Annotated in this window: 19 protein-coding genes; 5 read left to right on the plus strand and 14 right to left on the minus strand. The window is 69.3% G+C overall.

Annotation, left to right across the window (positions count from 1 at the left end; genetic code table 11):
• Nucleotides 1–254 precede the first annotated feature (254 nt).
• Nucleotides 255–953, minus strand: a complete 699-nt coding sequence (locus tag ACYQ1K_RS21720) for an RES domain-containing protein (protein ID WP_459985391.1) — start codon at nucleotides 951–953, stop codon at nucleotides 255–257.
• Nucleotides 947–1,588, minus strand: a complete 642-nt coding sequence (locus ACYQ1K_RS21725) for a helix-turn-helix domain-containing protein (protein WP_459985392.1) — start codon at nucleotides 1,586–1,588, stop codon at nucleotides 947–949. Before ACYQ1K_RS21725 ends, ACYQ1K_RS21720 begins: the two co-directional genes overlap by 7 nt.
• A gap of 470 nt (nucleotides 1,589–2,058) precedes the next feature.
• On the opposite strand from ACYQ1K_RS21725, the gene ACYQ1K_RS21730 reads away from it, so the two are divergent.
• Nucleotides 2,059–2,742 (plus strand): hypothetical protein, encoded by a 684-nt coding sequence (locus ACYQ1K_RS21730; RefSeq protein WP_459985393.1) that lies wholly within the window; start codon nucleotides 2,059–2,061, stop codon nucleotides 2,740–2,742.
• 543 nt (nucleotides 2,743–3,285) lie between these two features.
• Here the strand turns inward: ACYQ1K_RS21730 and ACYQ1K_RS21735 are convergent.
• Both ACYQ1K_RS21735 and ACYQ1K_RS21740 read right to left on the minus strand, forming a co-directional pair.
• Nucleotides 3,286–4,935: a hypothetical protein gene (locus ACYQ1K_RS21735; protein ID WP_459985394.1), complete on the minus strand. Its 1,650-nt coding sequence runs from the start codon at nucleotides 4,933–4,935 to the stop codon at nucleotides 3,286–3,288.
• A 163-nt stretch (nucleotides 4,936–5,098) separates the two neighbouring features.
• Nucleotides 5,099–5,641: a hypothetical protein gene (locus ACYQ1K_RS21740; protein ID WP_459985395.1), complete on the minus strand. Its 543-nt coding sequence runs from the start codon at nucleotides 5,639–5,641 to the stop codon at nucleotides 5,099–5,101.
• 17 nt (nucleotides 5,642–5,658) lie between these two features.
• On the opposite strand from ACYQ1K_RS21740, the gene ACYQ1K_RS21745 reads away from it, so the two are divergent.
• Nucleotides 5,659–5,985: a hypothetical protein gene (locus ACYQ1K_RS21745; protein WP_459985396.1), complete on the plus strand. Its 327-nt coding sequence runs from the start codon at nucleotides 5,659–5,661 to the stop codon at nucleotides 5,983–5,985.
• Between the two features lie 91 nt (nucleotides 5,986–6,076).
• On the opposite strand, the gene ACYQ1K_RS21750 is transcribed toward ACYQ1K_RS21745, so the two are convergent.
• From ACYQ1K_RS21750 to ACYQ1K_RS21765, 4 genes are read right to left on the minus strand one after another with little or no spacing between them, the layout of a single operon-like run.
• On the minus strand, nucleotides 6,077–7,333 hold the full coding sequence (locus ACYQ1K_RS21750) for a TIGR02679 family protein (protein WP_459985397.1): 1,257 nt from the start codon (nucleotides 7,331–7,333) through the stop codon (nucleotides 6,077–6,079).
• A 15-nt stretch (nucleotides 7,334–7,348) separates the two neighbouring features.
• The gene (locus ACYQ1K_RS21755; protein WP_459985398.1) at nucleotides 7,349–11,449 is read right to left on the minus strand and encodes a TIGR02680 family protein; all 4,101 of its coding nucleotides are present in this window, start codon (nucleotides 11,447–11,449) and stop codon (nucleotides 7,349–7,351) included.
• A complete protein-coding gene (locus ACYQ1K_RS21760) occupies nucleotides 11,446–12,633 on the minus strand; it encodes a TIGR02678 family protein (RefSeq protein WP_459985399.1) in 1,188 nt (395 codons plus the stop codon). Before ACYQ1K_RS21760 ends, ACYQ1K_RS21755 begins: the two co-directional genes overlap by 4 nt.
• Nucleotides 12,630–14,186 carry a TIGR02677 family protein gene (locus tag ACYQ1K_RS21765; RefSeq protein WP_459985400.1) on the minus strand — a complete coding sequence of 519 codons (1,557 nt, stop codon included), beginning with the start codon at nucleotides 14,184–14,186 and terminating at the stop codon, nucleotides 12,630–12,632. The genes ACYQ1K_RS21760 and ACYQ1K_RS21765 overlap by 4 nt, the downstream gene beginning before the upstream one ends.
• Nucleotides 14,187–14,320: 134 nt before the next feature.
• Between ACYQ1K_RS21765 and ACYQ1K_RS21770 the strand changes: the two genes are divergently transcribed.
• Nucleotides 14,321–15,421 carry an ATP-dependent DNA ligase gene (locus ACYQ1K_RS21770; protein ID WP_459985401.1) on the plus strand — a complete coding sequence of 367 codons (1,101 nt, stop codon included), beginning with the start codon at nucleotides 14,321–14,323 and terminating at the stop codon, nucleotides 15,419–15,421.
• Between the two features lie 44 nt (nucleotides 15,422–15,465).
• A complete protein-coding gene (locus ACYQ1K_RS21775; RefSeq protein ID WP_459985403.1) occupies nucleotides 15,466–15,999 on the plus strand; it encodes a hypothetical protein in 534 nt (177 codons plus the stop codon).
• A gap of 309 nt (nucleotides 16,000–16,308) precedes the next feature.
• Here the strand turns inward: ACYQ1K_RS21775 and ACYQ1K_RS21780 are convergent, their stop codons facing one another.
• A complete protein-coding gene (locus ACYQ1K_RS21780; protein WP_459985404.1) occupies nucleotides 16,309–17,385 on the minus strand; it encodes a DNA polymerase domain-containing protein in 1,077 nt (358 codons plus the stop codon).
• 81 nt (nucleotides 17,386–17,466) lie between these two features.
• Here ACYQ1K_RS21780 and msrB point away from each other — a divergent pair, with 81 nt between their 5' ends.
• Entirely contained in the window at nucleotides 17,467–17,871 is a 405-nt protein-coding gene (gene msrB, locus ACYQ1K_RS21785; RefSeq protein ID WP_459985406.1) for a peptide-methionine (R)-S-oxide reductase MsrB, read from the plus strand.
• Between the two features lie 45 nt (nucleotides 17,872–17,916).
• Here the strand turns inward: msrB and ACYQ1K_RS21790 are convergent, their stop codons facing one another.
• The 5 genes from ACYQ1K_RS21790 to ACYQ1K_RS21810 form a co-directional block, all read right to left on the minus strand.
• Complete coding sequence (locus tag ACYQ1K_RS21790; RefSeq protein ID WP_459985407.1) at nucleotides 17,917–19,257, minus strand: ammonium transporter; 1,341 nt, start codon at nucleotides 19,255–19,257, stop codon at nucleotides 17,917–17,919.
• Nucleotides 19,258–19,373: 116 nt separating this feature from the next.
• A complete protein-coding gene (gene hemQ, locus ACYQ1K_RS21795; protein ID WP_459985408.1) occupies nucleotides 19,374–20,114 on the minus strand; it encodes a hydrogen peroxide-dependent heme synthase in 741 nt (246 codons plus the stop codon).
• A gap of 25 nt (nucleotides 20,115–20,139) precedes the next feature.
• On the minus strand, nucleotides 20,140–20,799 hold the full coding sequence (locus ACYQ1K_RS21800) for a response regulator transcription factor (RefSeq protein WP_459985409.1): 660 nt from the start codon (nucleotides 20,797–20,799) through the stop codon (nucleotides 20,140–20,142).
• Nucleotides 20,796–22,913 (minus strand): sensor histidine kinase, encoded by a 2,118-nt coding sequence (locus tag ACYQ1K_RS21805; protein ID WP_459985410.1) that lies wholly within the window; start codon nucleotides 22,911–22,913, stop codon nucleotides 20,796–20,798. Before ACYQ1K_RS21805 ends, ACYQ1K_RS21800 begins: the two co-directional genes overlap by 4 nt.
• A 59-nt stretch (nucleotides 22,914–22,972) precedes the next feature.
• The gene (locus ACYQ1K_RS21810) at nucleotides 22,973–23,686 is read right to left on the minus strand and encodes a hypothetical protein (protein WP_459985411.1); all 714 of its coding nucleotides are present in this window, start codon (nucleotides 23,684–23,686) and stop codon (nucleotides 22,973–22,975) included.
• Nucleotides 23,687–23,727: the final 41 nt, after the last annotated feature.

Here is a 23,727-nt window from a genome sequence, read left to right on the forward strand (position 1 = left end):
GTTGATCGGCGCAGGGAGCGGGGGTAGTTCTATCACCGGTGTCATCGGCTCATGTCTTCGCGTAGGTCTTTGAGCAGTTCGTTCAAGCGCACCTGTCCAGCGCGGACGGCTCGGGTCTCGGCGCTGTAGAGCAGGTCCGCGGCGATGGCTGCGTCTGGGACCGCGGCGCCGCCCTCGAAGGGCCACACCCGCATGGGGTGGCGGATGATGAGGTTGGCGTCGTGGCGACCTTCGTGCCGGGTACTCGGAGGCGGTCAGCTGCACTGAGAGCAGGCCTTGACGGCCCTCGCCCGGATTCCCAGGCTTACCGCCGCTGCGACGACCCGTGGCCACACGAGCGGGTCGCCCAGAGCCAGGTCCTGCTCGGCGCCGGCTCGGTCTCGTACGACCTGGACTCGGCCATCGGTGTCCCACAGCGCCAGCGCCGGCCCATTGGTGTGCGCCGCGTTGTAGTAGACGCCGTGGACCGGCCTAGGAGCTGGCTGGTCCTCGTAGATCGCGCGCGCCCATTCCTGAGTGCGCGTTCTCGGGTAGTCCCCGGTCGCCAGCGAGGGCAGGGCGCCGATCGCCATCGCTGCACCCTGGCCGCGGATGTCGAGCACGTCGATCGGCCCGATAGGCCGCAGCAGCGCGATCCGGTAGTTCGAGCACACCTCGGCAGCCGGCAAGTCGCCGAAGACCTCCCCGATGGCCGTGAGCAGACTCGCGGCCACGTAGAGAACCGAGCGGCCCTCGGGGCAGGGACCTGGCTCGCCGGTGGCGCTGGGCAGCTGCGGGTCCAGGCGATGCAGGGGCCCCCATGCGCGGTGGGTGATGCCGTCGGGTGTGAGTGACGTGCGGTGGTAGATCCGACACCAGCCCCAGGGACTGCGTGAGCTCGGGACACGCCAAGACCACTGCCAGTGCCGGCCTCCGCTCAGGGGCCGGTCCGGCACCGGCAGCGGCTTCACCACGCGGCGGCAGTGAGGCTCTTGGCCGCCAGCACGACCTGGTCGACGTGGCCAGCAGCAAGCTCGCCCGCAGGGGTCGCATCATCGAGGTCGACGCTCGGCGTGGTCACCCATTTGCTCAGAGTCACCACGCCGCCCGGGAAGACCGCACGTAGTTCGGCGAGGCCGGGGACGAAGCCACGCTCGGCGTCGGGGTCGAACTGCCAGGTCGGCAGGCGCCACTCGCGGCCCTTCTTCAGGCCGACCAGCGCCCCTGACTCCAGACGGTCCAGAATCGCCTGCTCGCTGACCTCGAGCAGCTCGGCGACCTCGGCCCGGGTCAAGCTCTCCTCGAGGACCGAGCGGCGGGCCTCGAACTCCAGGCGGAGGTTCGCCAGCGAGGCCGAGCGGCGCTCGGTGGTGGAGGGCTCGCGACCCCACAGCGCCGTGTCCAGTGCAGTCTCAGAACCGACGACACTGGTGACGAACCCGTCCCGGTCACTCGCCGAGACCGCCACCAAGACGTCCTCGAGGACCGTGGCGAAACGGTCATCATCCGTGACCCGGACGTCTCGCGAACGACTGGAGGCACTCTTCAGCTTGCGGCCCTTCGTGGTCGCAGCAGCAGCGCTCGCAGAGCGGGATGTCTTGGCCGTCATGCGTTCAGTCTAAGCCTCAGAGCAAGATAAACAAGGTACGCAACCTATGACGGAGGCGTCCGCTCGAGTCAGCGTCGCGCGCCTTCCTCGAACTCGGGGACGACGCAGCAATGGTTGACATATGCCATCTGGGCGACGCCCGGAATCGGCAATTGCCAACCCTTACCCGCGGGCGTCCGTCGCCGGGCCCGTGGACCTGCGTGGCACACTCTGGCCATCCAGACACATAAGGTCGTGCCGTGGACTTGCGCGTGATGCCCCCGATCCTGCCGATGCTGGCCAAGTCGGTGCCGTCCGTCCCGACCTCAGGCGGGCACAGCTTCGAACCGAAGTGGGACCCATTTTGCTGACCGTTTGTACGTAATCTCACGCTTCAGCATCTTCAGATTAGGTTCGCGAACGAACATAATCGGTCTATGAGCAGCCGACCAGACCTCTTGAGCACTCAGGAAGCAGCCACGCTCTTAGGCGTGACGGTGCAGCAGGTCCGCAGGCTGGCCGAGAGCAGCGCGATCGACCGGGTCGCCCGCGGCGTCATCGACCGCCAGTCCGTCGAGCGCTACCTCGCCTCCCGAGGTGGAGGCCGAACCCGAGTCTGGGCCGAGCACACGGCCTGGGAGGCGATCGCTCTACTCTCCGGACTGCCAGCCGAGTGGCTGACACCAACCCAGAATTCCCGCGTCCGAGCCGCCCTGAGCGCGATGCACGACCCACGCGAGCTCGCCACCCGCGTCCGAGACCGCGCCACCGTGACGACCTACGTCGGTGACCCGACCGCAGAACACCTGATCAGGCAACGCCTCGCCGACCCCGACATGCTAGGCCCAATGCTGGTGGCCACCCAGCCCGACCGCCTCGATGGCTACATCACCAGGGACGAACTACCCCGGCTCGCCCGCATCCTCGAGTTGCACCCCGACCCCGCAGGCACGATCACACTGCGGGCCACATCTTTCGAAGTCACCCGCGTGCGCCACATCAGCGAGGCGAGTCCGGTCCTCGCCGCCCTCGACGCAGCCGCATCACTCGACCCGGCGCAGCGCGCCGTCGCCGGCCGCCGCCTCGAGGGACACCTCGACGAATATCGGAATCGAACCGCGAAGCCTCAGGCGCCAAGGACCCCGGCGCTTGGTCGCGCGCTCCTTCAACGATGAGCGAGGACGCAGGCAGCAGAGAATTCACGGATCGGCAGGCTGTACTTGTGTCGGATACGCCGATGAAGGCTGCAGATTCCGGCCCGCCAGCACGCGGGCGTGGTGCCGCACGCCGACTCCCAGCATGGGCGCAGCCGCCGGCAGCCTAGGCCGGAGGCCGGAGCAGGTAGCCGGTACGCCGTGTCAGAAGGTGTTGATCGGGGTCTCGCCCACTGACCGAGTAGCCCGGCTCATTCGCTGGATGTCAACTCACTCAACGGACCCGAGCAGCGGAAGTTGGATCGAGGTCTCCCTAATCTGTTCGCGCCGCTCGCGTGAGGGCGCGGCGGCCAACGCGACGACCCCAACCGACGGCGTTGGCCACTGGGACGCGATCTGCCTGAGGCTTCGTCCTGCCGGGCCCAGCAGACTGGCGGGCGTCTCAGCCAGCCGACGAGCCGATGCCGAGGCCTGCAAGCTGAACCAATCACTGTCCTCATGCATCATGCCAGCTCCTCACGAGTAGTTTCCTGCGATCGTAGTGTCCACCGCCGACAGACCGTTCTAGCCCGACAGACCTTCTGGCTCGGATGCTTGGGTCACTTCCGGGGAAGACGCCACTGGAGTCGCAGTCGCATCTGCAACGTCCAGCGAGTCGACGATGGTGGCGATGGCAACGCTCACCTCGTCCTCGCGCTCAACAACCGCGGTTTCAGCCCAACCGTGGCCGACGGGCGATGCGGAAGCCGGGTCATGTGCCTTAAGGCCGCCGGTTCCCTTCCGACCCGACGACACAAAGACCTCGTCATAGCGACTCGGACCAAATCCAAGGAACGGCCGAAACGGAACCCTCTCGATATCAGTTCCAGATCTTGCCTCCATCGGAGGAACTGTGTCGATCAGATCGCGGTACATGTCCCCTGCGAGGCTCTTGGGGTACGGTTCGATGTACTGCACCTCGACGATCCCGGCGCCAATGATGAACTTTGTGCACTCGTGGCATGGGAAAGTGGTCGTAAAGAGTTTGGCGCCATCGATGGACGTTCCGGTGCGTGCTGCCTCAACGATCGCGGCCTGCTCGGCATGTAGACACCGAGTGAATTCGATCAGTGCCTTTGCTCGAGTGCCATCGAGCACGGACGCCCCGTCCGGTCGCGCCGAGGCAGCCTCCATGAGGACGGCATCCCCGCCGGCTTTGTTACGTTCTTCCGTAAAGAATTCGGCCTTCGCTAGCCTATCGAAGACCTCTCTCAGCACACGTTCGGTGTAAGCCGGGTTCGGGTCTACCCCCATCTGGAAATCCCTGAAGTCAGGTTCGTCGCCTTCCCGAAACTGACCCCCGCCTGGCTTCGGGACCTCGTTGGTACCCATGACGTGAGGGGCGCCCGCAGGAGGAACAATCACCGCTCCGACTTGGCGACCAACTGCCGCAGAACGAAGAGCTGCGGCTCGCGCGTGACGCATTGCCTCCTCGTCGGTGCTTGGGCTCAGGAACGGGGCACCGAAGATCCCCTCGAGGAGGCGGTCGACGCCCTGCCTCCAGTCGACACCCCGTCGCACTGGCAAGAAATAGTCGGCAACAGCGAAAACGTCACGAACATGTTGGCCGTGCTTCTCATCTTCTTCTTGATCACGAGTAATCAGCTCGACAGCCTTAGCCTCTGGCACTCCTTCGAATCGATTCTCGGACCTCGCGAGCTCTTCGGTAAGATTTGATTTCCGCTCGGAAATGTCCTGCACTACCGCGACGATCCAAAGCGCCGAACCGTAGACACTCCTTAAGAGTTCCGCTTCACGTGGATTCTTCAGACTGTCAATAATGTACGCGACAGGCGTTGGCGGTGGCGCGTCATCGGAAGACGGGCGCCGCGCAGCTCTCGCGGCAGCGATTCGCATTACGCCGACACCGGCAAGCGCACTCCAATCTCCCGCCTGATTACGTAGACGGTTACCTGCATCCATCCTTCGCTGGTAATAGTCTGGCTCCGTGCGCTCTGGCAATCCTCCGACCGCAAGATTCGGGACTTTGCCCAGGAGAGATGCGAGATGAATGTGGTCGGTCGAGTAGCCGTACCGAGTCAACGAGTCGTTGAGCGCCGTGAGGACTTCGGGCCGGCTCGACCCGATGGGAGCGACGAGGGCGATGAAGATGTCATGCCTGTACGGCTCATCGTCGGCCAGCCTTCGAAGGCTTTGAGACGCAGTCTCGGTCACGTTGCCTCAACTCTGTCGCTCGGTTATCGACAGCACGGTACCGGGTGCAGCGCGAGAAGCCAGGCGAAATGCAAAATTTCAGCGCTAGGGCCCAATCGGCGGCAAGCCCCGCCCGCCGCGCGTGTGTTTCAGCAGGCAGCGAACCTCGGCGCGCAAAGGCCGCTCAGAACGGCCGCCACCACACGAGCGAGTCTCGCCACGGCTCCAATCCACTAACCCGATAGGCCGCATGCAAGCGAGCCATCGCCTCGTCCCGCTCAGGACCGTCCTCGTACGGTCCACCCTCCGGCCTCTGGGGCTCGGGCTGCAGAACCACCGCCGTCGACCCAGGGTCGAGACGGAGAAGCGCCATCAGACTGTTGATGATCGCACCGCTCAACCGCCGACCGCGCCATACTGGCTCCAGATACATGCGGTCGATAAGCAGGGCTGCGTCAATGAAGTCGTCGAAATGGGTGTCGATGATTTCGGCGGCGGCGGCGCCGAGCTGAGCTGCGTCGAAGCTAATCGCGTCGCCAGCGTCGGCCACATCCTCCTCGAGGATCGACCAGCCGATCCAGCCGTGGACCTGGCCGATCTCCTCCGTTCCACGATCGCCGTGATAGTCGAAGCTGGCCGAGAACTGACGTAGTACGTCGGCGCCGCCGTCTACAGGTCGCCGGATCTGCACCGTGGTGTCGATCAACGAGGGGTTCAGTTCGTTCACAACGGACAGTGTGGTCCATGCCCGTCCACCAGTTAACCGATGACAGGCTGGACCATATGAGCGAACAAGAACTGTGGAAGGCGGCCGAGACCCATACCTGGGAGCAGGATATGAGGCGCGGAGACTGGCCAACACAACGGACCGCCCAGATGCCCGACCCGCCGTGGCCGAGCCCGGACAACCCTATTCTCGCGGCTCTCCTTCACGACGCCCGAAGGAGCATCGCCGACGGTCTGAGCCCGGACTTGGCGATGCTCCAGCTTGCGACGCATTGCTGGTTTGAGGGCGGGATCGAGGGCTACGACCGCGGCCAGCAGGCCGCTCGAGCGAAGGGCATCAGGTAGGTGGACTGGTCAGAGCGCCTCGGCGCGCTTTCGGCGTTCCGATACGAGCACTGAATTGCGACCAGCTCTCTGCAGCTCCCCGTTACCCGGATCAAGTCCGCAGGCGCGCGAGCGAGTCGAGGAGCTCTGGCAGCGTCGACTCCTCGTGCACTGCACGACCCTTGTCGCGGAGAGCCGAAGCGAGCGCTCGGTCCCAGTCAGCCTCGGACTCGCGACCGACGAGCGGCGGACCGTCAGGGCGTACGGCGGCCAGATACTCGGTGACGCCGTACGCGAGCGGCTGGGCACCGAACCGCGCGATGACTCGATTCGCGATGGCGATGCCTGGCCAGTCGAAGTCTCCGTGGTAGCGCAGCGGCGCCCCCGACTCGACGAGCAGCTGGAGTACCTTGTCGACGACCAAGTTGGGTTCTCCTGCAATACACACCGCCGACCACCCGGGCAGTCCCTCCTCGGCGACGGCCTCCAGGACCCGCGGGTTCTCGCACACCAGCACCCTGTGGTCGCCGGACGTGAGTTCGCCGATCCGGCGCAGGTCCCACTCGGTGACGTGGACCGGATCGCCAGCCTCGGCGGCAAGGTTCAGACGCTGGACCGCGGCGGATGCCCCACAGCCAACGATCCGCCAGAGGAGTGCTGTCCGGGAGAGCAGGTCCGGGTCGACTCCGTAGGCAGCCCACAGGTCCTCGCGCTCCCTCGCTCCTCCTGGCAGTGGCAGGCCCCCGGCGGCGGCGAGCCCGCGTACGACCACCTGGTGGACGGCGCGGTCTGCGTCGAGGCCGTGGGCGTCGCCGAGCACACGCGCCGCCAACTCCACCCGAGATCCGCGCAAAGCGTGCCCGTCCAGAAGCTCCGTGAGGACAGCGGCTGCATCGCGGACCACGCGATCTGAATCGGCCCTTCCGGTGAGCAGCCCCGTGCGCTGGAGATCCGCCACCCACGTAGCGACCCACGGGCCCGACACGAGCGTCGCCGCGACATCGAGCGGAGCCTGCCGCGCCTGCATCCGAAGGGCGCGCTGCTCGGGTCGGCTCACGGGCGCAGTGCCATCGAGAACAGTGAGCACCTCGACCAGGCCCGTGACGCCGGCACGCTCGCGCAATCGGCTATCGAGAGCACTCAAGTCGATACTGACTCGCTCGGCGGTGACACCGCGACCGAGGAGATCTCCAGCGGCGCGGCGCAGGTCGCGGGTCGGGGTCTCGACCACGACCCGACCATTCGGTTGGAGGCCAGCGCGCTCCAGCCGATCACGTACGCGGCTCCACAGCGGTGCCAGCATGGGATCGCTGACCCACCTCGGCAGAGTGCGTGCGCCCGAAGCAGGTCCAGACATCTGCGCGGACATCCCCTCGCTCACAGATCAGCCGATCGACCGCAACGTGCGCCCGTCCCACCGGTAGGCGTACTGAGCGATGCCGCGCTGGCCCGGATCGCGTAGGGCCTCATAGATCGCCAGTTCGGGCACGGTGTCGTGGTCGCCCCACAGCCGCTCGGAGGTGATCACGAAGTCGAGGTCGAGCTGCACCAGCAGACCGAAGAGCAGCGGATGGGTACGGATGTCGATCTTGGGGAAGGCGTCATCGAGGAGCACCAGCCTCGGGGCGTGCGGCGCGGCGCCGGCCAGAGAGGTGAAGTGGGCGGCTGCCGCGGCGAAGAGCGGCAGGTAGCACAGCACCTTCTGCTCGCCTTGGGAAAGGGCCGATCGAGCGTGCAGCCGGTCCCAGACCCCTTCACGCTCGGGCCGGTTGTAGCGGATCTCGAACTCCGACCAGGTGCGGTAGTCCAGCGCCGCGGCCAGGTGCTCGCCGTAGGAGAGCTCGGGATGCTCGACGCGGGAGGCCTCGATCAGCCGGTGGAGGACGTCGCGTAGTGTGGCGCGCTCCTCGGGCAGGAGCGCCCCGACCGGCTGGGTGAGCAGCTCGACCGCACGCTTGACCTCACCAGGCACGTCGCCGCGCAGCTTCCAGGTCAGCCGCACCCTGATCCCTTGGGACGTCGTCACGCCCCCGAGCTGGTCGTTCATCGCCCGGACCAGCTCGTCGGCCTCATAGCGGCACGCGCGGATCGCTTCGCCGAGCTCGCCGAGGATGTGCTGCTCGAACTGCTTCTTCTCTCGGTCGGTGAGCAGCATCCGGTCGCGGTCGACCCCGGCGCGCACTCGCGTCGCGAGCTGGAGGATCGGGGCCTCGCCGGCCTCGTCGCGTCCGGAGGCGGCCAGCAGGGTGCCCGCCTCTCCTCCGGGATGGTCGGTCACGGTCGGCTGCAGGTCGGCCGCGGCACTGCTCGAGGCATCCCGATAGGCCAGCCACAGCGCATTGAGCGGGCCGTCGGGCGTCTCCGCGGACATGTCTGCGAGCAAATTGATCGGTCCGGACACGGTACGCGGCAGTGGCTCGCTCTCGGGATGTCCCTGCAACCCGGCGAGCACCGAGGCGTGGTCGCCCGCCCCGGCGGCATCGAGCAGCCCGGGCACCGCCACGACGGCCACTAGGGATCGCAGGAGAGTCGCACGCAGCGTCACATGCTCATCGAGACGTTTCGCGGAGGTGGTGACCTTCGTCTGGGCAGACCCGACCCGAGTCGATGCGTCCTTGACCCGGTCTCTGGCCTTCGCCTCGGCAGCCTCCTGCTCCGCCAGCGCACGCTGGGCGCGGGTGATCTTTGCCTCGAGGTCGGCCACCGAGTCTCCGACGGCGGCCTTGAGTGCCTCGTACGCCGACCGGGCCGTGGTCGCGTCGGAACCCGCACTCTCCGACGCCTCGGCGGCCTCGGTCGCCACCTCCTGAGCCTCTGCCTCCTCCGCCAGCGCCTCCGCCCACAGGGCGAGCTCAAGGCGGAGGCCGTCGATCCGAGCGGCGTCGCGGAGGCCGTCGGACAGGCCGCGCAGGGCATGCTCGGCGGCATCGAGCGACACAGGGTCTGTCGGCAGCTCCTGGACCTGAGCGCTATGGGTGAGCCGCTCGCGCGCTTGCGCAGCGACCTGGCGCGCCGCCTGCGCCTGGTGTTGTGCCTCGCGGTTGGCGGTCTCAGCCTCGCCCTCGTTCACTTGCCGGGCGGTCAGGGTCGCCCACTTCTGCTGCAGATCCGCGCCGGACGGGACCTGCTGGACCCACGTGCCGAGCCGGGCCAGCTCGGCCGCCGCCATGCCCGCCTGCTCGGCGGCCCCGGCCGCGGCCGACTCCTGCTCGGCGATCGCGCGGTCGATCTCTGCCAGACGGCGAACCCGCTCCGCGGCCCGCGCCGTGGCTCCGATGAACTGGGCCGTCTCCTTGGTTGCACGCCCGTCGGCGGGGCCGAGCCGCCAGGTTCCGTCCGTCGCCACCCAGGCAGCGGCTCTGGTGGTGGCGCGCCCGGCCTGGATGGCACGGAGCGCGCGGCGTACGTCCTCCTCAGTGAGATCGGAGCCATCGGGCAGATCAACCCGAAGCCACCGCTCCAGCCCTACCGGGTCCGCCGAGCGGTTGACGAGGCTGACGGCCTCCGGCGCGAGGACCAGGTCGCGGTCGTCTGGCCCGAGCAGCCGACCGCCGGATCGCAGCCAGGCGTCGAGCAGGCCCGAGGACTGCAGCGCAGACTCCAGTCCGGCACGCTCCTCCGACGTGAGCCCCTCTTGGAAGTCCACAACCTGCCACAGCGCCGCTCCATCGACTCGCGGCGTACGCGCCAGGGCCGGTGGCGGCGGTGCCGAGTCCCGCGCTGCCTCGACCCGGGCACGGTCGTTGCGCAGCCGCTCCACCTCGGCGAGGGCGTCCCGTTGGCGCGCCTCGGCCTCCGCCTCGCGGCGATGCCATCGGGACAGGTCCTCTGCCGCCGCGCGGCGCGCCAGGTCGGGCAGCCCTGCCACCGTCTCCGTCGTGAGCTCGTCGGGAAGCACCAATCCGGCAGGGGTCTCCGCCGGGGCTGCCCAGTCGATCAGCGCGGCCCGCAGCGCGACTGCGGCCGCCTCCGCGGATCGCTCGGCCTCCAGCCGTGCTTCGCGGGCCCGCTCCCACCGGTGCTCCTCGCGCTCGGCCTGGTCCTCGGCGACTTTCCGGGCGGTCTCGGCCTTGTCCACCGCGGTCAGTGCCTCGCGCACCAGCGCGACCCCGCCCAGCCGCCGGTTCACGGCAGCCCTCGCATCCGAGATCGAGACCGCGCTCTGGTCCAATGCGGCCTCGAGCAACGGGACCTGTGCCGCGGACTCCAGTGCCGTAGCGGCGAGGCTCGTCGGAACGGCCACTCCTGAACCGGGCACCCATTCGCGCTGGGTCCGGTCCAGCGAATGGAGCCGCTCGGAGTAGCGGCGCAGCCCCGCCTCCGCCGTTCCGCGGCGCTCACGTTCTCGCGTCGTGCGCCGCTCCAGCACCGCCGCTGCCCGCTTCCGGGCCGTCTTCGCGGTGTCGGCGGCGACCTCCGCCTTCTCCGCAGCCTGGGCAAGCCGTGACAGCTCCCGCTGATCGCGAAACGCCGGGTCCGTCTCGTACGCCTTGAGCCTGGCCCGGTCCTGTCGCTGCGCCTCCCGCGCGGCGACCGCATCGGCCTCCGCCTGCGCAAGCTCGGACTCGACCTCTGCGAGCTCATCGGTCGCCGCGCTGATCTCGCCTCGCATCCGCCTCTCCACCCTCAGCGCCTCGGCGACCGACCGTGCCCGGTCTGCGACGACCGCACGGGCATAGCCCGCGTAGCTGGTGGCGAGGGTCGCAATTGCGTCGGCAGCCGCCGCGCGACGGTCGATCTGCTCACCGAACGCGGTCAGCTCGTCGAAGGCGTCGCCGGCCATACGCACAGTCAACTCGTCGAGTTGAGGGAGTGCGCTGGAGAGCTGCCGGGCGAGCTTGGCCGGCTCGATGTCCTCACCGACCTGAGGCTGGCGCAGCCAGTAGAGCAGTCGAAGCACCTCGTCGTAGGCGCCTGGGTCCAGGCCGAACAGCTCGCGGCCGACGTACTCCTTGTAGGACGCTGCCTTCTCGAAGACGTGCTCGGGGCCAAGGAGTGCCTCCAGCCGCGGTCGCGAGAGCGGACCGGCCTCGTCTTCGAGCGAGAAGTCGACGCCCACACGGCCCTCGGTCGCGAACTGCCAGGCCGTGGCGGTGGCGCCTGACGCGCTGGACCGGATCCCGACACCGCAGGTGAAGGCCACCGGGGTCCCGTCGGCATCGTTCCGCAGGAACTCCACCCAGACGTAGCCTTGCCGCGCCTGGCCGTCGTAGCCGTCGGTCATCAGCCAGAGCAGCGAGGTGTGATGCTTGGCCGAGGCGGTGATCTTGGCCTTGTCGCCGTCGAGCGCGAACGGCAGCAGCATCTCCAGCGTCTTGGACTTTCCTGCGCCGTTCGCGCCGCGGAGCAGCAGCCGCCCGCCAGCAAGGTCGAAGACCTGGTCGTCGTACTGCCACACGTTGAGAATCCCGGCTCGGTTGAGCCGGAACCGCGAACTCGCGACGGACTTGTTCGCCCACCGCTGAGGCGCTGGTGCGATCGTCATTCGTCCTCCTCAAAGAGTGAGCGCTGCCCGCCCGGCGCCGTGATCAGTTCTGGGCGCGGCGCGTAGCGGGCTGCTGCGGCGTGCACGAGGAGACTGGACTCCTCTTGCCTCACCAGCCCGGCGGCTTCCAAGATGCCCACTGCGTCGGCATACGCCGCGTTGGGATCCTCCTGGTAGGCCTTGCGCAAGCCCTTGCGCCAGGTGACGACGATCCGATCCGCAGCGCTGCGGGCCGTTGACGCAGCAACCCGTCCCCACGTAACGCCTTCTAGCTCCTTACCGGTGGCGGCGCGAAGGATCTCGACCAACTCACCGAGGAGCAGCAGCGCCAGATGGCGCGCGGACCCCGCGCCGGGGAAGACCAGGTCGGTCAGGTCACCGCCGGAGTCGATCGCGACCGCGCCCTCGGCACGAAGCTCCAGGTCGAGACCGAGCACGCGGCGGAACCACTCCCGCTCGCGCTCCCGGTTGCGCCGCCACCAGCCCTCCTGCTCGTCGGTCAGGTCCTCAACGCTCAGGACTGGGCGCTCGGCGAGCAGCCGTCGCACCGCGACCCGCGCGCCGCCGGCCGACGACGGCACCGAGGCCACCTCGAGCAGCTCCTCGGGCGTGATCACACCGCTCATCGGCGCGCTCAGCAGCACCGCCAGCCGGTCGCGATGGATGTCAAGCAGCGAGGCGGTCTGTCGCTCGGCCCAGTGCTCCAGATCACCGTCGCGCTCGGACAGCACGCCGATGTCGATCAGCGCCAACAGTGCCGAGTGCAGTGCTCGACGCTCTGTGATGCTGTCCAGATCGACGTCGACACCGGCGTCGACCGCGGCGGAGCGTACCCCCGCCACCAGCTCGTCGACCATCACCTGGCGCCGGGCTCGCAGGAGCGCCGCCAACGTCAGCGCCAGCATCAGGTAGCGGCGCGGTGTGAAGGGCACGCCGTTGCGGCGAGCCAGGCCCCGGCTGACATCGGCGGGCAGTCCGGTCTTGAACAACCGGGCCAGCCCCGGCTCGACGACTAGCCGGTAGCCAAGGCCGTCGGCGAAGAGTCGAGTCAGCTCCGCTCGGTGGCGGCGTACAAGTGCCAGATCGTCGTGGTCGCGACCGCTGTGGAGCAGGGGACGACGCATCAGCGTCCGGACCGCCTTGCGCAGGTCCGCCTCGAGGATGAGATCGTTCGGCTCACTCATCCGACACTCGCCTCCTCCTCCGGCTCGACGTCGACCTCGTGGTGCAGCTCCACGGCCACGCCGGTCAGGGTGAGCACGCCCGCGGGGCTGTGGACGGCTACCGTGCCGGACTCATCACCGCTCAGGGTCATCGTCAGCGTCGAGCCCTCGAGCCGGGCACGGCTCACTGCTCGCTGCTCACCCACCAACGGCCGCCCGTGACGCACGAGTGCCTGGGAGTAGAGCTCGAGGAAAGCCGCGCGAGCCTCCTCGCTCAGCTTGATCTTCGTCACCCCGCCTGCGCTGTCGGCCAGCTCGCGCAGCGCCTCCTCACGACGCTGTTGCGCTGCGGCCCGCTCGGCGATGCGGGCCGCCTTCGAAGCGGAGTAGTCCACCCTGGCGCCCGTGCGACCACCGGGTTGCCGGTCGCCGTGCGTGCGCAGCGAGACCGGTACCTCGGCGACCGCCGAGCGCCACCACGACCGCGTCGCCGGGACCGGGTCGCCCTCGGGGTCCGCGGGGAAGGCCAGATGCCGAGCCGAGTACAACCCGAAGGCCCCAGCCCAGATTCGGTGAGCCTGGTCGTCATCGGCTGCTGCGAACCACCGGGCCAGTCGGACCATGTCGGCGTACCTGCTCTGCTGCCGGTCCGCCCCCGCTGAGATCCGCCGTAGGTTGGTCAGCAGCGAGCGCATCGCCTCCGTCGCCAGCAGCCGGACATTGTCAGCGTCCGAGCGCCGTCCGGTGCTGCCGACGAACCAGGCCCGCAGCCCTTCCCAGTCCTCAGGTTCGAGGCCGGGGGCGCGGCGCGCCCGCTCCCCGTCGATCCCGACCAGCCGCTGGTCCGCGCCTGCCCGGGAGCACAGCGCCTCGACGTGCACGGTCAGCGCCCGCACAGTGTCGCCGACCTGCGGCATATGCCGAGCGACCTCGTCAATGAACCGCTGCAGGTAGTCGATCAGCGCGGTCTTGAACGCGACGAACTCCTCCCGCCCCAGATCGAAACGGCTCAGCACCTGGTTGAGATAGGAGTAGAACTGGCGCGTCGAGGAGACCAGCACCCCGAACTGCGCGAACAATGTGGTGATCTGCCCCGACAGCTCGCGCGGGTCCGCCTGCTCCAACCCTGCCTCCACTGTTCGGAGCAGATCCCGCAGTCCCGCGAGAATGCCCGGCAGCATCTCCGAGGAGACCTCGCGAGCACCGTCGGTGTGGGCCAGCAACTCCTCGACCTGCCGGTGTACGAGCTCACCGCGCGCAGTGAGCTGGTAGCGCGCCCGGTTGGTCAGGTACTCCTGCACCGTGCGCGCCTCGGTCTCGCGCGGGCTCCGCGCCAGGTTGCCGTGCTCGACGAGGTAGGAAAGCCGAAGTTCCACCGCATCTCTGTCGAGCTCGATGCCCTGGCTCCCGAGCTTGCTAGCGATCTCCTCGGCGGACTGGTCGGACAGGAACCCGCTCATGCCGCCGGTGAACAGCCGCATGATCGCGAGATACGTCCCAGCGTCCTCGTTCACTGCATAGCGAAGAGCACCCAGCGTCTGACGCTCCTCGGCTCCGAGGACGGGATCCCCCATGTGCCCAGACCATAACGGGCACCGCCGACACTTGAGCGGCGAACCAGACAGAGGCAGCGTCAACATTTCGGAGGTGGTGACACAGGCCTTTCACACCAGCCTCGGCTGAGACCCACATCCCCTACGGTGAACTCGTGGACCTGCCCGTGATGCCGCCGATCCTGCCGATGCTGGCCAAGACGACCACGCTCGAGAAGGCGCTCTCGATGCTCCCTTACGTACAAATAGAGCCCAAGTGGGACGGCTTCCGGTGCCTCGTCTTCCGCGACGGCGATGAGGTCGAGCTGGCCTCGCGCAACACCAAGCCGCTCACCCGCTACTTCCCCGAGGTCGTCGCCGCCATCAAGGAGCAGCTCCCGCAGCGGTGCGTGCTCGACGGCGAGCTGTTCGTCGCCGGAGGTGGTCGCCTCGAGTTCGAGGTGCTTCAGGAGCGCATCCACCCCGCGGCATCGCGCATCAAGCTTCTCGCCGAGACCACGCCTGCGTCGTACGTCGCCTTCGACCTGCTCGCTCTCGGCGACGACTCCTACCTGGCACGGCCCTTCAGCGAGCGGCGCGCGGCGCTCGAGGCCGCCCTCGCCGACCTGCCGGCGGACGGTCCGTGCCACCTGACCCGGACGACGACCGACCCGGCCGAGGCGGAGCAGTGGTTCCGCCAGTTCGAGGGGGCGGGGCTCGATGGCGTCGTCGCGAAGCCGCTGAGTGCGGCGTACTCCCCCAACCAACGCACGATGCTGAAGATCAAGCACGCCCGCACCGCGGACGTGGTCGTCGCGGGCTACCGCCTGCACAAGACCTCGACCGAGGCCCAGCCGCTGCTGGGCAGCCTGCTCCTCGGCCTCTATGACGGCGACGGCGACGAGGCGGAGCTCCAGCACGTCGGCGTCTCGGCGTCCTTCACCGCGAAGCGCCGGGCCGAGCTCATCGAGGAGCTGCGCCCGCTCGAGGTGTCGCTGGAGGACCACCCATGGGGACGGTGGGCCGAGTTCCTGACCGCGAACCCCGACCGGGTGCCGGGCACGCAGTCGCGCTGGTCGCAGGGCAAGGACCTCTCCTTCGTCCCGCTGCGTCCCGAGCGGGTGCTGGAGGTGGGCTACGACCACATGGAGGGCCGACGCTTCCGGCACACCGCACAGTTCAAGCGCTGGCGGCCGGACCGCGACCCGACCTCCTGCGGCTACGACCAGCTGGAAGAGCCGGTCTCCTACGACCTGGGTGAAGTGCTGAACGGCTGAGGCGGTGCGTGCCATCGGGCCGCGGGAGCCCTAGGCTCAGACGCATGAGTTACGACGTCGTGCTTCTCGTCGAGCAGGCGCTCTCGTCCCAGGACGCGACCCAGGTCCGGTCGCTCCACGAGGGTCTCGACGAGCCCGTGGCCTATCACGTCATCCTCCCGATGGAGGACGCCGCGGCGAGGATCGAGGCCTCTCTCGGCACGCTGAACGGCGGCGAGATCCTGGGGACGCCTTCGATGCTCGTCAACGAGGTCGACCTCGACGCCGTCCGCAAGGACTGTCTCGACCGGGCGACCGACGAGCTCTCGAACACGCTCGACGCCCTCCGCACGGCGGGCGCGACCGCGGAGGGTCAGGTCGTGGACGCTCCTCCGATCGAGGCGCTCAAGGCCAAGGTCACCGAGGTCGACGGGCGCGAGGCCATCATCCTGACCCGCCCGCACGTGGTCGCGGAGTTCTTCCACGTCGACTGGACGTCGCAGGCGCGACGCAAGATCGGGGTGCCGGTGCTGCACCTGCTCGAGCACGAGAACTTCGACGAACAGGCCGGCGAGGGCGAGGGCGTCACCGGCGTCTGAGCCTTCCGCATCTGGCCTGGTCGGGCGATCGTTTCCGATCTGTTACCAGATGCTGGTCGGCGCGTGGGCGCGCCTTGACCAGACACTGCCTAGCGTTACTGAGGTCGGACGTGTCTGGGGGGACATCTCGACAAGGGCAGAGCGCGGACAGGTCTCGATGGGGCCTCGAGGACTCACCCGCCGAAGTGACCGGGAGCGTGCTCCTGCAGTGACCGTGTCGGGGGGCACGGGAAGCACGGTGGCTTCGTCAGGGCCCGCTGGGAATCGGGGGATCTCCAGCGGGCCCTCAGCCATGTGGACTCCAGGCGTCTATGCCTTCTCGACCCGGTTGCCCTCCTCGTCCCAGTGCGCGGCGACCTTCTTGCTCGGCTGCACGCGCGGCGGCTCCCCCGGCATCTTCGGGTAGTCCGGCGGGAAGCTCTGCTCGACGCCGTCCCACAGCGCGATCAGCGGGTCCAGGTCGTGGGCCACATCCTCGATCCCGGCCCAGGGGTCGGCATCTGCCATCCGGTCGGGGACGGTGAAGAGGTTCAGATCGCGGGGGTCCTTCAGGTCTGCGAGCTCGGCCCACGTCAGCGGTGTCGAGACCGGTGCCCCGGGCCGCGGACGCAGGGAGTACGCCGAGGCGATCGTGCGGTCGCGGTTGTTCTGGTTGAAGTCGACGAAGATGCGCTCCCCGCGCTCCTCCTTCCACCAGTTGACCGTCACACCGACGTCACGCCGGGCGAGCTCCTGACCGAAGCCGATCGCGGCGTGTCGGACGTCCTCGAAGCCACGCTCGGGCTTGATGCGGATGTAGATGTGGACACCCCGGTTGCCGCTCGTCTTCGGGTAGCCCGTGATGCCCAGCTCCTCCAGCAACTCGCGCGCCACGCCGGCGACGCGGACCGCGTCGGCGAAGCCCGTGCCCGGCTGCGGATCCAGGTCGATGCGGAGCTCGTCGGGGTGGTCGACGTCGGGCCGACGTACGGGCCAGGGGTGGAAGGTCAAGGCGCCCATCTGGGCGCACCACACCGGCACGGCGGGCTCGGTGGGACAGATCTCGTCGGCGGTGCGGCCACTCGGGAAGGTCACCTTGACTGTCTCCAGATAGTCGGGGGCACCCTTCGGCACCCGCTTCTGGTAGAAGCCGTCCCCCTCCCGATCCGTCGGCCCTGTCGCCAGGCGCATGCCCTCGCGCCACCCGTCGGGCCACCGCTCCAGCGCGACGGGACGCTCTCCGATCGCCCGCATGAGCCGCTCCCCCACGTCGGCGAAGAACTGGGCGACCATCAGCTTCGTCACCTCGGGGGTGCGGTCGGTGGCCTCGTAGACGACTCGGTCCGGGCTCGAGATGCGCACCGCACGGTCGCCGGCGACGACCTCCGCGGCAGGTGTCTTCGGCATGGGCCTCAACCTAGCGGGACGTCAGACGAGTCGGCTGCTGCGGCAGCCGCTACGTCTGACGTCCCCGCGTAGACTCGACCCGTGGCCTACAACGTCGAGAAGAGTGACGCCGAGTGGCGTGAGCAGCTGTCCCCCGAGGAGTACCAGGTCCTGCGCAAGGCCGGCACGGAGCGGGCCTTCACCGGTGAGTACACCGACACCGAGACGGTCGGCGTCTACCGCTGCAAGGCGTGCCAGGCGAAGCTCTTCGAGTCCGACACCAAGTTCCACTCCGGCTGTGGCTGGCCGTCCTTCTACCAGCCGATCACGGACACGATCGAGTACATCGAGGACAACTCACACGGCATGAAGCGGGTCGAAGTCCGCTGCGCCAACTGCGGCTCGCACCTCGGTCACGTCTTCCCCGACGGCTACGGCACACCGACCGGGGACCGCTACTGCATCAACTCGATCTCCATCACCCTCGAGCCGGCGGACCGCGCCTGAGGCGCGGGCGGAGTTCCCGGTGAACCGGGTACTCCGCCCGCGCCCCTACACCAGCCGGTGCGGTCGCGTGCCGCCGACGGTGTGGAGGTCGTACGCCGTCTCGGCGTGGACGGCGAGGTCGATGCCGGACATCTCGTCGTCGCGGTGGATGCGGAAGCCCATGAACCGGTCGACGGCGAGCCCGATGACGCCGGAGACCGCGAACGAGTAGACCAGCACCACCGCCGTCGCCACGAGTTGCCGCCCGAGCTGGTCGAGCCCGCCGCCGTAGAAGAGGCCGTCGACGCCGGTCGGCGCCGCCGCGGACGCGAGGAGCCCGATGCCGAGCGTCCCGACGATGCCGCCGACCATGTGCACGCCGACGACGTCGAGCGAGTCGTCGTAGCCCCAGCGATACTTGAGCCCGATGGCCCAGGCGCAGACCGCTCCGGTGAGTCCGCCGGTGACGAGGGCGCCCAGCGGGGTGAGCGAGGCACAGCTCGGGGTGATCGCCACGAGTCCGGCGACCATGCCCGACGCGGCGCCCAGCGTCGTCGCGTGGCGGTCGCGCACCCGCTCGACCGTCAGCCAGCCCATCGTCCCGGCGGCACCGGCCGCCAGCGTGGTGGCGATGACGTCCGCCGCGGTCCGGTTCGCCTCCAGCGCCGACCCGGCGTTGAAGCCGAACCAGCCGAACCAGAGCAGCCCGGCGCCGAGCATCACCAGCGTGAGGTTGTGGGGCCGCATCGCCTCGGCGGCGAAGCCGATCCGCCTGCCGACGACCAGCGCCAGGGCCAGGGCCGAGGCCCCTGAGCAGACCTCGACCGCCGTCCCGCCGGCGAAGTCGATGAGCCCGATCTTGTTGAGCAGCCAGCCGCCGGGGTCCCCAGGATGCGCCGGATCGAAGACCCAGTGCGCGACGGGGGCGTAGACGAGCACCGTCCAGACGCCCACGAAGACCACCCACGCTCCGAAGCGGGCGCGGTCCGCGATGGCGCCCGAGACGAGTGCTCCGGTGATGACGGCGAACAGCCCCTGGAAGATCGCGAAGAGGATGAGGGGCACGTGCAACCAGCCGGTGCGGCCGTCCAGCAGCCCCTGGAGGCCGAAGAACTCCGTCGGGTCCCCGATGAGGCCGCCGACGACGTCGTCGCCGAAGGCGAGCGAGTAGCCGACCACCACCCAGACGACCGTGACGACCCCGAGCGAGACGAAGGTCATCATCATCATGTTGAGCACGCCCTTGGAGCGCACCATCCCGCCGTAGAACAGCGCCAGCCCGGGCACCATGACGAGGACCATCGCGGTCGCCGCGAGCAGCCAGGCGGTGTCGGAGGGGTCGGCCGACGCGGCAGCAGCAGCCGCGGTCGCAGGGGTGGTCACCGCGGCGAGGGCGAGGGGAAACACGATCGTCGACTGTCGCGACCGGGTGTTACAGACGCACGCGTGGTGTGTTACGTCAGCGTTAACGAGCAGATCCGCGGCTCAGGCCGCCGCCCGCCGTACCGCTCGGAAGCCCTGCGTCAGGGCAGCTGGGCGAGCAGGTCGGCGACCTCGACACGGTGACCGGTGTAGAACGGCACCTCCTCGCGGACGTGACGGCGCGTCTCCGAGCCGCGCAGGTGACGCATCAGGTCGACGATGCGCGAGAGGTCGTCGGCCTCGAACGCGAGGATCCACTCGTAGTCGCCGAGCGCGAACGACGGCACGGTGTTGGCGCGGACGTCCGGGAAGTCGCGCGCCATCTGGCCGTGCTCGGCGAGCAGGCGACGACGCTCGTTGTCCTCGAGCAGATACCACTCGTAGGAGCGGATGAAGGGGTAGACGGCGACGTACGCGTGCGCCCGCTCCTCGGCCAGGAACGCGGGCAGGTGGCTGCGGTTGAACTCCGCGGGACGGTGCAGCGCCATCTGGGACCACACCGGCGCGAGCCGGGAGCCGAAGCGGGTGCGGCGCAGCCGGTGGTACGCCGCCTGGAGCTGCTCGGCCGAGCCCGCGTGCCACCACACCATCACGTCGGCGTCTGCCCGCAGGCCGGCCACGTCGTAGACCCCTCGGACCACCACGTCGTCCTCCGCCAGCTCGCCGAAGAGCTGCTGCACCTCGACGGCCTCGAGGTGACGGTCGGACTCCTCGCCGAAGCGCTCCTCGAGCCGGAAGACGGACCACATCGTGTAGCGCAGCGTCGCGTTGAGCTCGTTGATGCGCGCGGCGTTCGACTTGATGTCGGCCTGAGGATCGGCGTGGGGGTCGGTCTGCGTCATGCTGCCCATTATTCGACCTGGCTCGTCAGCGGCCGTAGCCGGCCTCCCGGGCCTTGATGATCGCCTCCGCGCGCCCCGCGGCGTGCAGCTTGGCGTAGATCCCGGAGACCGCGTTGCGCACGGTCTTCGACGACACGTAGAGCTCGCCCGCGATCTGGTCGTTCGAGCGGCCGGCGGCGAGCAGTCGCAGCACCTGGCGCTCGCGCTCGGTGAGCTCGGGGAACGGCTCGGGCTGCTCGGCGCGGGCGGCACCCGCGAGCTGCCCGGAGAAGTACGCCGCCACGCGAGCGGCCAGGGACGCCCCGAAGACCATCCCGCCGGCGGCAGCGGCGCGGATCGCGTTCTCGACCTCCTCGGCACCCGACCCCTTGAGCAGGTAGCCGCTCGCGCCTCCACGGATCGCCGCCAGGACCGTCTCGTCGTCCTCGTTCATGGTCAGCATCACGACCTTGACCGACGGATGGCGCGACGTGATCCGGCGCGTTGCCTCGAGGCCGTCGAGCCGTGGCATCTGGATGTCCATCACCACCACGTCCGGCGAGGTCTCCGCGACCAGGTGAACGGCATCGACGCCGTCGGCTGCCAGCCCGACCACCTCCATGCCGTCGAGCGCGCCGAGCAGCGCGTTGAGCCCGTCGCGCACGATCTGGTGGTCGTCGGCGACCAGCACGCGGATGTCGCTCATCTCTGTCCTCCGTCTTGACGCTCGTCCCAGCCTTCCTGCGCGCCTTCCTTTGGCACGCCTCCCCGCTCGGGCAGCGTGGCGATCGGCAGGGTCGCGGTCACCACGGTGCCCCCAGACGCGGGACAGGTCACCTCGAGGTGTCCGCCGAGCTCTACGGCGCGCTCGCGCATCGAGCGGAGCCCGACACCGGCCTGGACTTCCTCGCTCAGGCCGCTGCCGTCGTCGCGGACCTCGAGGTGGAGCGCCCCGTCGGCCGCACAGAGCCGCACGTCGGCTCTCGTGGCGCCGGCGTGGCGAACGATGTTGGTGAGCGCCTCGGCGACGATCCGGTACGCCGCCACCTCCACCGCGGCCGGCAGTGCCGGCAGGCCGCACTCGGCGATGGAGACGGCGGGGCCACCACGCTCGAGCTGGCCGGCGAGCTGACGCAGCGCGCCGGTCAGACCCAGGTCGTCGAGCGCAGGGGGGCGCAGGTCGTGCACGAGGCGGCGTACGTCGGCCACCACGTCCTGCACCGTGCGGCTGGTCTCCTGCAGCCGGGTCGCGGCTGTGGCGGGGTCCCTCTCGGCGAGCAGGCGGGCGCTCTCGAGCTGGAAGACCACGCCGCTGAGCGCCGGGCCGAGTCCGTCGTGCAGGTCGCGACGGATCCGGCGACGCTCCTCCTCGCGGGCGGTCACGAGCCGCTCGCGGCTGCGCTGGACCTCCTCGGCGAGCCCGCTCGTGCGAGCGGCGGCCGCGGCTTGGCGGACGAGGTCGTTCAGGAGCTGGGCGTCACGCCGCGACAGTCGGCTGCGGGCGCCGCGCGCCGGCAGGACGAGGCGGCCGACCTCGGCGCCGCGATAGACGATCGGCAGGCTGCGGGTCTGGGCGGGCGGGTCGCCGTACGTCGCGAGAAGACGCTCGCCGGTGCCGCGGTCGACCTCGACGGCGACGTATCGCACCCGGAAGGCGACCGCGACCGCGCGGGCGACAGCCGCGAGCTGCTGCGGCCCCTCGTCGATGGACTCCAGCGTGGAGGCCAGGCCGGCGACGACGTCGTACGGGTCGGTGCGCTTGCCCAGCATGAGGGCCTGCACGGCGTGGGCCAGCCGCCCGCGCAGCGGACTGTAGAGAAGGACCGAGACGAGCAGCACGATGAGGACGATCTGACGCTGGCTGAGCGAGTCGCCGAGGACCGCGCTCAGCGCGGTGATGACGGCGAGGTCCGCCAGCAGGATGACGCCGGCCAGCACGCCGTAGACGAGCGTGCGCGCGAGCAGGTCCTCGATGGAGACCAGCTCGGGGTCGACGATCGCGATCGTCATCGCGACCGAGGGCAGCACCATGATCGCGAAGATCACGAAGTCGCCCCCGCCGGGAAGCTCCAGGCCGACGGAGAGGGCGAGCAAGAGGGCCATCGCGACGACGCTCCACAGCAGCCAGCGCATCTGGTCGCGCTCACGACCGCGCGAGCGCCGGTAGCGGACGACCACGGTGACCATCGAGAAGAGCAGACCGGCGACCGACGTCGCCACGACCAGCGGGGCACCCACGTCCACGACCGCGGCCGGCAGGCGAAGCGTCGCCCAGTCGACGTCGACACCTGGCGGCAGCGCGACGTCGGGGAGGTTGCGGGCCGGCGCGATGAGCAGCACCAGGTTGGCCAGCGTCATGCTGCCGGTCGCGACCCAGCTCGCGACCCGCCACGCACCCGGCAGGAAGCGTCCGGTCGGGAAGGTGAAGAGGATGAGGGAGCCGGCCAGCGGAAGGAACGACCCGATCCGGTTGAGGTTCCAGAGCGCGAGGTTCATGCCGGGCAGCGCGTCGGTGGCGCTGATCCCATACCGGATGTAGGCCTGGGCCAGACCGTCGGTCGCCCAGAAGAGTCCGAGCCAGCCGAGCCCCCATCCGAAGCCCTGCCGCGGGTCGCGCACGAGGATGACGGCCGCGAGCATGGCCTGGATCGCGCCGATGAGGGCATAGCTCCAGGCCCAGCCGGGTGCGTACTGCGCGCCCACACCGGTCGGGTCGGTGTGCAGGTCGAGCCAGATCGTCAGCGCGAGGCAGACGAGGCTGGGCGCCAGCAGCAGGACCCCCGCCCACACGGCGCGCTTCTCGGCGTTGATGGGGAGCACCGGGACATTGTGGTGCCGGCCCGGCCCCGAGGGGGCCGGACCGGCAGATTCGTCGGTGATCACCGGCGGTGCTGCTTGTCCCCAACAGTGAACCCGATCGCCGTCACGAGGACCATGAGGGCGCCGGTGACGCCCGAGATGTACTCGAGCGGCGAGACTCCGAAGAGGATGGTCAGACCGCCGAGGACGAGGCCGACCCGCCCGATCCAGCGCGGGACGCCGCCGCGGCGGGAGACGGCGTACGTCGCCAGGCCGGCGAGACCCGAGAGGACCCAGACCCACGGGATCGTGCCGATCCAGTGGTTGTACATGGCGGCGCTGTAGACGTCGACCGACTTGTCGTCGAAGCTCAGGCTCATCATGAACTCGGTGTCGAGGCCCGCTCCGAGGACGACGACCACGGCGGTGCCGAGGAGGCCGGCCAGGGCGACCAACGGAGCCGCCGAGTCCGGGGCGACCGCACGGAGCCGTTGGAAGAGTCCGGCGCCGAAGACGACCAACAGCAGGGCACCGATCATCGCGACCGAGTGGAAGGCGAACATCGCGCCGGTCTGACCGGCGATCTTGTGCGCGATCTGGTCCGGGTGGCCGACCAGGTCCTTGTCGTAGACGCCGTTGACCATGGTCGTCGTCACGACGATCCCGATGCCGGCCAGGCCCGCGCCGATGCCGGCGAGCGACCAGCCACGGCCGGCTCGACGGGTCGGGGCGATCTCGCCGCCGAAGGTGAGGTCGTCGCGTGCCGGGTGGCGGGTGGTGACGTGAGTGCTCATCGCTGCTCCTCAGAGGTGGTGCTCGGCGTGGTTGCCGATCT

Source organism: Nocardioides sp. AN3, from assembly GCF_054653495.1.